The 12,880-nt window shown below is 60.7% G+C and carries 7 protein-coding genes; 4 read left to right on the forward strand and 3 right to left on the reverse strand.

Translation table 11 applies throughout. From position 1 onward, the window contains the following. Window positions 1–4 precede the first annotated feature (4 nt). The 3 genes from R3F42_00310 to R3F42_00320 form a co-directional block, all read right to left on the reverse strand. Entirely contained in the window at window positions 5–2,389 is a 2,385-nt protein-coding gene (locus tag R3F42_00310) for a DUF1631 domain-containing protein (protein ID MEZ5540475.1), read from the reverse strand. A gap of 382 nt (window positions 2,390–2,771) precedes the next feature. Then, window positions 2,772–3,461, reverse strand: coding sequence for an OmpA family protein (locus R3F42_00315; protein MEZ5540476.1), 690 nt, complete (start codon window positions 3,459–3,461; stop codon window positions 2,772–2,774). A 226-nt stretch (window positions 3,462–3,687) separates the two neighbouring features. Next, the gene (locus R3F42_00320; GenBank protein ID MEZ5540477.1) at window positions 3,688–4,158 is read right to left on the reverse strand and encodes a DUF5658 family protein; all 471 of its coding nucleotides are present in this window, start codon (window positions 4,156–4,158) and stop codon (window positions 3,688–3,690) included. Window positions 4,159–4,685: 527 nt separating this feature from the next. Here R3F42_00320 and R3F42_00325 point away from each other — a divergent pair. The 4 genes from R3F42_00325 to R3F42_00340 all read left to right on the forward strand — a co-directional run bounded on the left by R3F42_00325 (window position 4,686) and on the right by R3F42_00340 (window position 12,026). Next, window positions 4,686–5,081, forward strand: coding sequence for an SCP-2 sterol transfer family protein (locus R3F42_00325; protein ID MEZ5540478.1), 396 nt, complete (start codon window positions 4,686–4,688; stop codon window positions 5,079–5,081). A gap of 249 nt (window positions 5,082–5,330) precedes the next feature. Next, the gene (locus R3F42_00330; GenBank protein ID MEZ5540479.1) at window positions 5,331–6,425 is read left to right on the forward strand and encodes an efflux RND transporter periplasmic adaptor subunit; all 1,095 of its coding nucleotides are present in this window, start codon (window positions 5,331–5,333) and stop codon (window positions 6,423–6,425) included. A gap of 145 nt (window positions 6,426–6,570) precedes the next feature. Further along, a complete protein-coding gene (locus tag R3F42_00335) occupies window positions 6,571–10,599 on the forward strand; it encodes an efflux RND transporter permease subunit (protein MEZ5540480.1) in 4,029 nt (1,342 codons plus the stop codon). A 566-nt stretch (window positions 10,600–11,165) separates the two neighbouring features. Continuing rightward, complete coding sequence (locus R3F42_00340) at window positions 11,166–12,026, forward strand: hypothetical protein (GenBank protein ID MEZ5540481.1); 861 nt, start codon at window positions 11,166–11,168, stop codon at window positions 12,024–12,026. Window positions 12,027–12,880: the final 854 nt, after the last annotated feature.

A 12,880-nucleotide genomic window follows, 5' to 3' on the forward strand; every position in this document is an offset into this window, starting at 1 on the left:
AATCCTACGTACGCGCCTGTTCGCCGTTGCTCAATATGCGGCGCACGGCTTCCATGGCGCGCTGTACGAAGGAGTTGCGGTCGGTGGTGATGATGCGCGCCTGTCCGTTCGCGACCAGGGTCGCCAGTTCGATCCGGTCTTTCACGCAGGCCTTGATGCCCATGCTGTCGACGAACATGTAGTTACCCGACATTTGCGAATGCCAGGACAGCTTGAGTCGCAGCGGCGTGGCATCGGCATCCTCCTGGAAGGAAAACCAGGTGCCGAAGGCCAGATCCTCGATCTGTGTCAGCGCCTTCTTTACCTTCGGTGAGAGCCGCTTCTTGCCCTTTTCGGGCACGGCCGCCGCTGCCGCTGCCGCTGCCGTTTCCGCATTCGCTGCGGCAGGCGTGCGTTCGGCGTCGGAGGTTGCGGTGGTGTCTTGCCGTTCCTGCGTTGCGCATGCGCTCTCGCTGGGTGGCGTCGCGGCGGCGTCAAGCCGCCGGGTCTCCAGGGGTGGGGTGGCATCACGCTGCGGTGTAGCTGCGGCTATAGCGGCCGCCGGTGGTTGCGGATTCGCGTCCGGGGCCTCCAGCACGGTATCCTGCAGCTGCCTGATGACCGCCAGCTGCGCCGCATTGTCGCTGGCACCGTAGGCATCGAGCATCTCGAAGGCGCGCTCGATTTTCCGGCGCAGACCCGGCAGCTTCTCGCGCAGCTCCGCACGGGCCTGTTCCGATGTGCGCGGTTCAACGCTCCAGACGATGTTCTCGATGGTTTGAACCGCGAGTTGCCAGGTGGTGCTCTGCTCCGATTCGGGCTCGCGCAGGTAAATGAACATGAGCTTGTCGATCCAGGCATCCGCCAGGATCTTCTGCAGTTCGGCGGGCACCTCGTGTCCGCTGGTCCTGGCATCGATCGCGGCGGCCGCGCAGGTGCGCGCCGAATCTAGTTTTTCCCTGCCGGCGGCGGCCTGGCGCGTGCGCTGTTCGAGCGCTGCGGCACGGTTCTCCAGGTCGCGGATGCTGTTGCGGCAGAGCTCGAGCAGCTCGCCGAAGATTTCGACGTTATGATCGAATTCCTCGATGATGCGCTGGATCACCATGCGCACAGTCGGGAAGATGCCGCGAGACAGGTCGTTTTCGAAGACCCATTTGGTGCAGGCCGATGCCAGCATGTTCAACAGTTCATGCGCCGGGTGCCGGGCGTTGGTGAACATTGATTTGTCGATGATCGCCACTTTCAGGTAGGGCGTATGCAGACGGCAGAGTTCGGCTTTCGCGACGCTGGGCAGGTCCTGGTCGTTCAGCAGGTACTCGAACATCATGCCCACCAGATCGATGACCTGGGTGTCGGCACTGGGAATCCTGCGCCGGTCGAGGCCGGTGAACAGCTGCTCGCGTTCGTCGGAGAGCTGGGCCAGCATGGTCTTGACGAGATGTTTGTTGTGCTGGCTGCCGGTGCCCGCAGGTGTGGCAGCCAGCTGCTCGGTCGTATCCGTGTGCCGTTTCAGCTGGAGCTGGTGTATGGCCGACACCACCTCGGTCTGCGGCAGCGGGTTGGCCACGGCGGCGCCCGCTTCGCTGCTGTAGCCATTGCGGTCCCGGCGCGAGAGCAGTTGCAGGATGCTGCCGAACAGTTCATCACCAAGGCCGGTGCCGCCAGCCTCCTGCTCCTGGCTGCCGGTGCCCGCAGTCCCGCGGGCGGCGTTGCCGGTAGCGGCGCTGCGGCGGGTATCAGTGACCGGCTGCTTGTGCACTTCGTATTTAAGATTGGGCAGCAGGCCGGCCTTGAGCAGGCGCTGGTTGAATTCCTCGTACATCAGGCCTGTTTTGCTCAGTACGAACTTGTCGAAGAGCATGTATACGATCAGTCGCGTTTCATGCTCGAGCACCAGTTCCTGGGCCGCCTCGTGGAATGCGCTCGCGAGGCAGTGCGGTCCGGCAGGCACCTGATCCTCCTCGAGCTTGCGTCCGTTGTTGAGCACCGACAGGCGCTGGCGTATCGCATAGAGGGTCTGTGTGCAGCCGCTCGAGGCGCTGGCGGTCATGTTCTGCAGGGCGACCTGGATGTCCGAGTCTTCCTTGCTGACCAGGGCAAGCGGTTCGGATCGCTGGGCGGCCGCCAGTTTCGAGGCGTATTTGAGACCGTTGAATTCCTTGAAGCCCTTGCCCAGGCTTCTGTAGAAAATCGCTTCCACGTGGGCACGGTTCGAGTTGATCAGGTTCATGGCCTCGGCGAAGCGCAGTTGCGACGCACTGGACTGGGCCTTGTCGATGAAATCCTGGAATGCCGTATCGCTGTTCTCAAACATCTTCTTCATGTAGGCATGGAGATGGGTCAGGACCAGTCGATGGCAGTCATCGAGAATGGTCGAACTCCACGCGTGTGTGCTTGAGGTGGCCTGCATAGCGGTACCCGTAGGTGATTGCCGAAACCGGATTGCCTGCATACAGCACGGGCATTGCCGCCCCGTCTGTATCGCCCGTGTGATCGGCTGTCACCCTGATTACCTTAACTTGGCAAAGGGGATCAGCGGCTTAGCGATGGATGCGGGGTGCGGCGCGGATGGCGGCAGGCATAGCTGAACGCCTGCCAGGCGCCCAGCGGTGATGCCATTAATTGTAGGTAAAACAGCAGGCTATTTCATACAAGGCGAACGACGCGCGGCGGCTTGGCCGGCGCGCACCAGCAGCGCAGTGAAAACAGTGCCGGGGCGCGGCTGCCGCGGGTGGGAGCAGGCCGGAGCCGGGCCCGCACGATCGCGGGCCGGGATCCGGCTGATGCTCGCCTCAGGTCAGCGGGGTGAGGAGGATCTCCACGCGTCGGTTCAGCGCGCGACCCTGTGCCGTATCGTTGGTCGCGATCGGGCTGCTCTCGCCCATGCCGGTGGTGGTGATGCGCTGGGGCAGGACCTTGCGGGATTCCAGGTAGCGCGCAACGCTGCCGGCGCGCGCCCGCGAGAGCTGCATGTTGTAGTCTTCCGAGCCGGTGCTGTCGGTATGGCCGGTGACATCGACGTAGGTTTTCTCATATTCGTTGATGACCAGTGCGACCGCGTCAAGCACCGAGTAGAAGTCCGCGGAAATATCGCTGGAATCGGTGGCAAAGGTGACGTTGCCGGGCATATTGAGAATGATGGTGTCGCCGTTGCGTGTCACACTCACCCCGGTGTTCTGTAACTGCTGGCGCAGCTTCGCCTCCTGCTGGTCCATGTAATAGCCGACCGCGCCGCCGGCGAGCGCGCCGATACCAGCGCCGAGCAGGACATTCTTGCGCTTACCGCCGGTGATGGCTGAAATGATCGCGCCGCTGGCAGCGCCGATGCCGGCACCCACGGCGGCCTTACTGGCTTGCTGTTCGCCGGTGTAAGGATTGGTCGTGCAGCCGGTTATCCCGATACAGCCGGAAATGGCCGCTGCGAGCAGGGTTGTGCCGAGTTTTCCATTGCGTTTCTCGTTGCGCTTGTTCGAGTGGGGCATGTGCATGATGGCTCCTGGATGGCTGACCGGATGATGGCGAATCGACGCCCGGCTTCCCGCACGCTGCCGGATCGAGCGTGGGGGCGGGCAACCTGGGCGCTCATTTTACACCGCAGGTCGGGCCGCCGAAACGCCCCGTAACGCAGTCTGCGCGCGGTTGCCGACGCGCCGCGGTCGCCGCTGTTGCAGCCGGCTGCGCGGCGCCTGTGGAAGCAAGAGACGGGTGCTAGATGCTGGCGAGCATGTTGAGTTCGTGCGCGATCAGCAGGCCGTAGGCGGGAACCAGGGTGAATATGACGTATTTTACAGCAATATATCTGTAAATCATGAAGTTGTAGTGCATTACTAGAATCAGCAGTGCTATCCCCGTCAGCGCCATCTTGACGATGGTGAAGGCGTGGATGTTTTGCTGCAGCAGCCAGTTCATGAAGACATTCATTTCCACGGCACCTTCGTTGAGCAGCACGGTGGTGAGAAACGCATCCACGGTGCAGAGCATCAGGATCAGCAGTGCGGCGGCTAGCGGCAGATGACCGTGCCAGTCCTGGTAGGCATTGACATGGTCGTTGGTCCGGCGGAAGTTCCGGCGACGATGCAGGAACAGGGCGCCGCGCAGCGTGGCGAATGAAGCGCTACGGCGTTCGCTGCTGCGCTGCTCGACCGCACGTCCGTTCAGTTCTTGTGCTTCCAGGGTCATGGTGTCAGTTCCTTTGTTATCGTGTCAGTCAATGCTCAAGCAATTTACGTACCTTTTATTACAAGATTCTGTTCTGTAAACAGAATGCTCTGCATAGTCATTTCTGTCACACCATTTTGGTGCGATTGTGTTAAGATAGTCAACATTCTGTCGCCTGGTTGCGTGGGCATCTGTGGGATTTCCCGAAGCAAAGCAATTGGATAGCCGGAAGGGCGCGAGCGCTGGGGGTGATAAAGTTACTGACAGTCGTGTCTAATCGCCTGAATATTCTGACACATGTCGAGTCGCGCCTGGACAAAAGTCTCTATAAATTTCTTCTCTTATTGACTTTTGAGACATATTATGTGAATTGGATACAATAATTATCAATTCTGTCCGTAAATGACGACGGCGCAACTGCTTGCGCAAAAACTATAATTTTAAGTCAGGGATCGCACGAAGGTTTGCATTTCCATATCTAGTACGATGTATGTGAGTCTGGCTCAATATGTTGGATGATAAACCGTTGATCAGGAGGAGACAAAAAAATGGCTGACCTGTTTTCTGACGAGTGGATGAAGAACTTCATGGAGCAGTGGAACGCGGAACCGGAATTGTCAGATGCATTGGCAAAAATCGACTTCAACTCCACGATTGGGTATGGCTTCGATGGCGAGGATACCCCGCGCGGCTATCTTAAAATTGAAAACGGCAAGGCGACCTCGGCGGGGATTTACAACGGCGAAGAGCTGAACTGGGATCTGCGGGCGACGTTCGACAACTGGAACAAGTGGCTGGTCAAGCCGCCGGGGATGATGGGCCTTGGCATGGCCTACACCTCGCGCAAGCTGAAATTCAATGTTGGCGATTACGGGGCGATGATAAAGGATCCGCGGATGGCAGGTCCGTTCATCAAGAGTTTTTCCGTGATGGGGCGCGCCTGACCCGAACTGGCGCATAAACGGGTGTTGCAATAACAATAAGTTGAATCGGGTACTGCTACCGTTGCGATGACCGGACCTGTGCGTCCGGTCATCGAAATAATGTGGGAAGGTTGGCGCCGTCTGCGGACTGCGCCGTGTGCTTCAAGCAGGACCTGACCGTGCTTTTTCTTTGTTGTGTGAGGATTAACGATGTTAATCAGAAAATTGGCCTTGGCTGGACTGGTGTGTGCCGCTGTTGCGGTAGCGAATGTGAACGCACAGGGTGCCGGAGAAGGGGTGATCACCGTTCCGAGCATACCGGTCGGGGCGACCGTCAGTCTCGGTGGCACCGTGGTTCCGATCAAGGATGTGACCTTCGCCGCCCAGATTCCCGGACGTATCAGCACTATCGCCGGTGAGGAGGGTGATTTCTTCGAAGAGGGTACCGAGCTGATCGCGATCGGTATCGAGGAACTGCTGGCGAAACGGCGCGCGGCCTGGGCAAACCTGGCAAATGCTGAGGCGGCATTCCGCAATGCCGGTGTGCAGTACTCCCGTGAGTGGATATCTCCCTACGGTGGCCAGAGCAATGACATGATGGGCGGCATGAGCTCGCTCATGCGCAATTTCACCAACCCCATGGATAGCTTCATGGGCGGCTCTTCTCCGGGGCTCGACCGTCATGCGGAGCTGTATCAGTACGGTACCCAGATCGAGCAGGCACGCTCCGGCCTGGAGGCCGCACGTGCCAGCATCGAGGAAATCGATACCAAGATCCGCGATTCGAAGTCGGTAGCCCCGTTCAAGGGCGTCATTACCAAGAAGCTGGTGGAAGTGGGCGATCCCGTGCAGCCCGGCCAGCCCATGCTGATGTTTGCGGACATGTCACAGCTGCAGATTCAAGTCGAAGTCCCGGCACGCCTGATGCCGGGTGTCAAGAAGGGCGATATCGTGCCGGCGCGCCTCGACGTGGGTAACGTGAACGTTCAGGCCCGTGTGGCAACCATCTACCCGATCGCGGATGCCGACCGGCATACCGTGACCGTCAAGCTCGACCTGCCTGCCGGCGCGCCGGGCGGTGCCGGCATGTATGCAGAGGTCATGATCCGGGACATCAATGCCCGCGTGCGCGAATTGCCGGTGGTCCCGAAGAGCGCGCTGGTCTGGCGCGGCAGTTTGCCGGGTATCTACGTGCTGAACGATCAGAACCAGCCCGAATTGCGGCTGGTGCGTACCGGTGATGACGTCGGTGCCGAAGGGATAGCGATCCTGTCAGGTCTGCGTGCAGGCGAACGTGTGTTTGCCAATAGCAGCGAGGCGGCTGGTAAGCGAGGCGCCTGGAACGCGCAGGGCAAGGGGGACTGACGCGAAGGACCGCCTGGATTTCAGACAAGGGCGGGCTGCGCACAGCTGGATTGACAACAAGAAAATCACGGTCGGGGTACGCTGGTAATCCGGGCACGGTACAGAGGGCGACCGAACAAAGCACGCTAGAAGGCGGAATATAACTATGGCCGAGAAAGAAAAGCAATTTTCCACACCTGTTAACTACGATGCCCACTCCCTGGGTATCGCGGGCAGAACCGCACGGCTTTTCATCACCTCGCCGGTTACGCCCATGATTCTGATTGTGGCGCTGCTGGTCGGTCTGCTCGGCCTGTTCTTCACGCCGCGGCAGGAAGATCCGCAGATCTCGGTCCCCATGATCGACGTCTTCGTCCAGTACCCCGGCGCATCATCTGAGCAGGTGGCGAGCCTGGTCACGGAGCCACTGGAACGGCTAATGCTGGAAATTCCCGGCGTGCGCCATACCTATACGGCAACCGAGCGCGGTCGCGCCATCGTGACCGTGCGTTTCAAGGTTGGCGAGGACTTGGGTGATTCCATCGTCAAGGTGCATGACAAGATAATGTCCAACATGGACAAGATACCACCCAACGTCCAGCAGCCGCTGATCAAGCCAGTTGCGGTGGACGATGTTCCTATCGTGACACTGACACTCTGGTCAGAGGATATCGACGACGGCGCGTTGCGCCTGCTGGCACTTGACGTGCTGCAACGACTGGGTGAGGTTGACGGTGTAGGCAAGGGCTTCGTCGTCGGTGGCCGTGAGGATCAGGTCAAGGTCGAGGTCATGCCGGAACGGCTCTCCGGCTACCAGATCAGTATGCAGCAGGTAGCCCAAACCATCCAAACGGCAAACTCAGAGCAAACGGCCGGCGGTGTCGAGTCAGGCAGCCAAGCCTTTACTGTGCGTACTGGTTCCTTCCTGACTAACGCCCAGGAGATCGGACGCCTGGTCATCGGTATCCGGCAGGGGGTGCCGGTCTACGTGCGCGACGTGGCCCGGGTAGCGGAGGAACCTGCAGACCCAAGCCAGATGTCGATGTACTACACCGGGCCGGCCTACGAGGGTGATGCGCCCTCGACCAAGGGCAATCCCGCAGTGACTGTTGCCATTGCCAAAAAGAAAGGCACCAATGGCGTGACCATCTCGCATCGCATCCTGGAGAAGGTCGAGACGCTCAAGCACGATCTGATTCCCGCCAATGTCCATGTCGCAGTGACACGGGATTACGGCAAGACCGCGGACGACAAGGTCAACGAGCTGCTGCAGGCCATGCTGGAAACGGTCGTAATCGTGTCTTTCCTGTGTCTGATTGGCATGGGCCTGCGTGCCGCGGTCGTGGTCATCGCGGTTATCCCGGTGGTGATCCTGCTCACTATCTGGTGGGCCATGATGGTGGATTACACCATCGATCGCGTGAGTCTATTCGCGTTGATTTTCTCGATTGGTATTCTGGTCGATGACGCGACCGTGGTCGTTGAAAACATCTTTCGGCACTGGCTGCTCAAGGGCAAGACCAGTGTCGCGGTCGCCATTGATGCCGTGCGCGAGGTCGGTAATCCGACCATTCTCGCGACGTTCACCATTATTTCCGCACTGCTACCCATGGGTTGGGTCAGCGGCCTGATGGGTCCTTACATGCGCCCGATCCCGGTACTCGGCTCGTCCGCCATGTTCTTCTCCCTGGTGGCCGCCTTTATCTTCACCCCGTGGATGGCGGTGAAGCTGGCCCCGCGTCACGCGGCACTGCGACGGGCCGAGGAAAAGGAGAAGAAGACCCACGAGTTCATCGCGAAGTTGTACCGCCCGATCATCATGCCGCTGATCAACAACCGGATACTCGGCCTGTCGTTCCTGTTTATCCTGATCTTCGCGACTGCGGGTTTGTGCCTCACGTTCTATACACAGCAGGTCGCAGTTAAAATGCTGCCGTTCGACAACAAGCCGGAATTTTCCGTTGTTGTCAACATGCCGGAAGGCACGGCCATGCCGGATACCGCTAATGTCATCATGACCCTGGCGGATACCATAAGGGATAACATTCCGGAAGTGACGGCAGTGGTGACCTATGCCGGCAGTGCCCAGCCGTTCAACTTCAACGGTATGGTCAGGCACTACTATCTCCGGCAGCGACCCTGGGAAGGTGACCTGCTGGTTATTCTGAAGGACAAACATCAACGCGAGCGCGGCAGCCACGCGATCGCCACGGAAGCGCGCAAGATGCTGAAACCGATCGCTGACCGGCTCGGCGCGCGGATTTCCGTAGTCGAAATGCCACCCGGACCTCCCGTGCTGCAGACAGTCGTCGCTGAGATCTACGGCCCGGATGCCGCGACACGCCGTGAGGTGGCGACCGACGTGATGGCCATGTTCGAGGCCGTGGAGGACGTTGTCGACGTCGATTCGTACATGGCAGATCCTTACGAATACTGGCGCTTTGATGTCGATACCGAGAAGGCCGTGCGCCGCGGTATCTCCGTCGATACCATCAACGGCACACTGGCCATGGCCATGGGCAGCTACAAGCTGGGCGACATCAAGCGCGGCACCGTGCTCGAGCCGACCTACATCGTGATGCAGATCCCGCTGGCGATCCGCTCCCAGATCACCCGGCTTGGCGATCTCCCGGTGCCGACCAATGACGGGCGAACCATCCCGCTTTCGGAACTTGGTACCTTCAGAAAAGAATATGAAGAGCCCGTTATCTACACCCTCGATCTGCGTGGCGTTGAATATGTCGTCGGCGAAATGCAGGGACGACTGGGTGCACCGATTTACGGCATGCTGAGCATCGATGATCTCATTAAGGATTACACCACGCCGGATGGCGTGAAGATGCCCACCATGCCGTGGACGCTGCTCGATTACCTCATCAAGGACGATTCGACCTCGCATTACGAATGGACCGGTGAGTGGACTGTAACCTACGAGACCTTCCGTGATATGGGCGGCGCCTTCATGGCCGCGCTGATCCTGATCTACGGTCTGATCGTCTGGGAATTCAGGAATTTCGCCCTGGCCGGCATCATCATGTCGCCCATTCCGGTGACGCTCATCGGTATTATCCCCGGGCACTGGATACTCGGCAGCGAATTCACGGCCACATCCATGATCGGCATGATCGCGCTGGGTGGCATCATCGTGCGCCAGTCGATCCTGATCGTGGAGTTCGTCAAGATCGAGGTGGCCCAGGGCAAGGAGGTCGCCGAAGCAGCTGTGCGTGGCGCCGCAACACGTATGCGGCCCATCTTCATTACCTCGCTGACTACCGTGGCAGGTGCATTTACCATTTTGCCGGACCCGATTTTCAACGGTATGGCGGTCAGTATTCTGTTCGGCGCAACGTCAGCCACCATTCTGGCGCTACTCATGATCCCGCTAGGTTGCATCAGTGCCAAGAAGCAGTTCTACGTCGAAACCGCGGACGACGGTACGGTGGCGATCAGCCGTGCCTTCCAGCTTATCGAGCATGTGGACGTGGAAACGGAGACTGCCAAGAAGGCGGCTAAGCCCGGGCTGCTGGCGCGCCTGTGGGGGTTGATCGTCTCGATGTTCTCCTGGGTCTTCATCATCATCAAGGCCGTCTTCACGCTGATCGGTATGGGATTCAAGGGCATCTTCGGTGGCAAGCGCAGTGGCGGAACGCCGCCACCGCCACGCGGCGGCACGCCGCCGCCACCCCGGCAACCGCCACCGGGTGGCACGCCGCCGCCGCCCCGGCAGCCGCCGCCAGGCGGTACACCCCCGCCGCCACGTGAAAAACCGGCAGCTGCCGCTACCGGCACGCCGCCGCCGCCGCGTGAGCAACCGGTCCCGGCAGCCACGGCAGCGGCACCGGCTGCTGCAGTAACACCGGAACCGGCGCCGAGTCCAACTGCACCTGCGGCAGCCGTATCACAGCCTGCGCCGGCTGAACCGATGATAGAAACTGCCGCGGACCAACCGGAAGTCGCCGCAGCGACCGCGGAAGCTGGAACGATTGCCGCGCCAGCGCCCGTAGCCACGGAAACCGCCAGGGCGGAAGAGCAACCGGCCGCGGAGCCACCGGCACTGAAGCTGGCACCGGATGCAGCCGACTTAGATATGGACCTTGACCTTGATGACGAACTCGATCAGGACATAGACACTGAGATGCAGGATACGGTGGGATCGAAACGGCGTGGCATTCGCCTGAAGCAGGATCTGAACTAGGCTTGCGTGTGATGCACTGGCAAGTAATGGACAGGGTGCGTGAACAGAATCGAGGTGAAGCAATGATAAACGTTAATCGCCGGTTGAGTTTGCAGCTTTTCTTCATCCTGACCGGACTTGCCACGGCACAGCTGACAATCGCTGCGGAACCCGAGACAGAGTTCAGGTACAGTGATGAATGGGCGCTGGTATCGGCGCCACCGCCAGCGGGGCCATATCAGCCGATCAATATCGATCCGCGTGTCCCAGGGCCTGGAACGGTGTCCCAGATGCCGCTCGCCATGCCGCACCTGCCGTCAGCCCCGGCGCCGGCCGCCGAAAATGCAGCGGAGGAAGCGGGGGCTATTGATGTGACAGAGGCGGACCGTACTGCGGCAAACCCGCTTCAGGCCGCTAGCGAGGTGGCGCCTGCCCTGCCGCCCGTGCCGGGTTTGTATCAGCCGCTGTCGACGCCCGCAGCAGAGCAGCAAACTGTGGCGGGCGAGGCTGAGACAGCCGCGATGCAGGCGCAGAGTGAGGAACAGATCCCTGCGAGTCCGGACATCGTGCCGGCCACGGAAGCGGGGATGGCAGCTGCATCGGAAGTTGCTGCCGGCAGTGGCGAGGATCTCGCGCGGCCGCCAAGCCCTGAAGACAATGCCGCCACCCAGGCGGCAGTGCCGGGCGGGGAGTCGCTACCCGAACGCGGCCCCGAAATGGCCATCCAGACGGAATCCGCGGTCGAGTCCGAGTCCTCTGACCTGGCAGCATCCGTTCCCGTGCCGATGCCGGAATCCGCAGGTCAGGAACCGCTGCCGCTGGCACAGGAAAGCGCAACGCCGCCGCAGCTCGAGGATGAAGTGCCCGCCCCGCCGGTCGCCGCCATGCCACAGCAGCCGGAATACGGGCAGCCCGGGATGATGCCGCCGGGCTACGAGCCACAGCAGATGCCGGGCTACGCCGAGGCACCTATGCCTGCACCGCCGGTCGCCGCCATGCCGCAGCAGCCGGAGTACGGGCAGCCCGGGATGATGCCGCCGCAGATGATGCCGCCGGGTTATCAGCCGCAGCAATCCGCTACCGCGCAACAGGAACCGCCGTCGTATCCTTCGCCGTCGATGCCGGAGTATTACGAGCGCCTCGCGCCGCCGGCGGCAGGCCGCATGAATACGGATACTCCCGCGGTTGGCCGGGGGCCGGCTGCGCAGGTGCGCGAACGACCCTACGGTCAGGACGCCACCGGCGGGTATTACGGCAGGCCGTCACCGGGGTATGCGTATCCGGCACCCGGCAATCCCTATCAGTCAGGCAGACAAGGATACTGGGGCATGCCGCCCTACGGTTATTCGCGCGGACAGGCCTGGACCGGTGAGCAGGACGTACCACCACCGCCGGTTGCCACCGATCCTGCACAGTATCCGTATGGCACGGTGCCGGGGTATCGCTGACAGGGATTAAGTGGCGGCCTACAGGAATGACATGAGTCAGGGGACAATCCCAGTTGTCAAATACATATTTTCGAGATTCCTTGTTTTCGTTGTCGTGGTGCTGGTGAGTGCCTGTGCCGCCGATGAACAGGAACATGTCAAGCTACCGGCCGAGCAACCGGTGCAGCGTGAGGAAGTACAAGTCCGTGAGTGGTACCCCACACCGAAGCTGCAGCAGTCTCCCTACTACGTCTTCACGCCGGGTGCCGGGCAGTACCCACAGCGACAGCAGCCTGCCGCTGCGTCGTCATTTGCTCCGGGCGGCAGTGGCGCAGGGCAGGCCTGGCAAGGCGCGCCTTACCCGCCACAGCAGGACTATGCGCAGTACCCCGATAGTGGCAACAGGGGGGGTTACGGCCAGTTTCCTGCACAGCAACAGCCTGCCTTTCAGCCTGCCGCTCCGGTTTACCCCTATGCCGCCGCCCCGGCGCAGCAGCAGTCCGGGCAGCCACAAGCGCCTGTGTTACAGTATCAGCCCTACCAGTCACAACCCCAGTATCAGCCGGCCCAGCGGCCATGGGGGGTGCCGGGTTATAACCAGGGCGGCAGCGCGAGCCGACAGGGCAGCAACACCTGGCAAGTGCCTGGATATGCCCCCGGTGGGGGACCGCCGGCCTACAATGACAATAGCGGACGGGAAACCGTGTATCCCGGCATGGTGGTGCCGGGTTATCAGTGGTAGTGCGCGAAACGCGTCATCAGTTTAGTTGAGGCACCGAAAGGTGTATCAAAGGATCAGCAATGTTCTCTCCCTTGGGTTGCTGGTTTGAGTTGGTGCAGGGAGAAGTGTTTGCAAGATAACTTGTAAGCAAAAC

This window comes from Pseudomonadota bacterium, from assembly GCA_041395565.1.
GTDB lineage: Bacteria > Pseudomonadota > Gammaproteobacteria > UBA9214 > UBA9214 > UBA9214.

Excerpts from the sequence above, each read along its gene's own strand:
- R3F42_00310 (MEZ5540475.1), bottom strand. The coding sequence starts at position 2,389 with ATGCAGGCCACCTCAAGCACACACGCGTGGAGTTCGACCATTCTCGAT.
- R3F42_00315 (MEZ5540476.1), bottom strand. The coding sequence starts at position 3,461 with ATGCCCCACTCGAACAAGCGCAACGAGAAACGCAATGGAAAACTCGGC.
- R3F42_00320 (MEZ5540477.1), bottom strand. The coding sequence starts at position 4,158 with ATGACCCTGGAAGCACAAGAACTGAACGGACGTGCGGTCGAGCAGCGC.
- R3F42_00325 (MEZ5540478.1), top strand. The coding sequence starts at position 4,686 with ATGGCTGACCTGTTTTCTGACGAGTGGATGAAGAACTTCATGGAGCAG.
- R3F42_00335 (MEZ5540480.1), top strand. The coding sequence starts at position 6,571 with ATGGCCGAGAAAGAAAAGCAATTTTCCACACCTGTTAACTACGATGCC.
- R3F42_00340 (MEZ5540481.1), top strand. The coding sequence starts at position 11,166 with ATGGCAGCTGCATCGGAAGTTGCTGCCGGCAGTGGCGAGGATCTCGCG.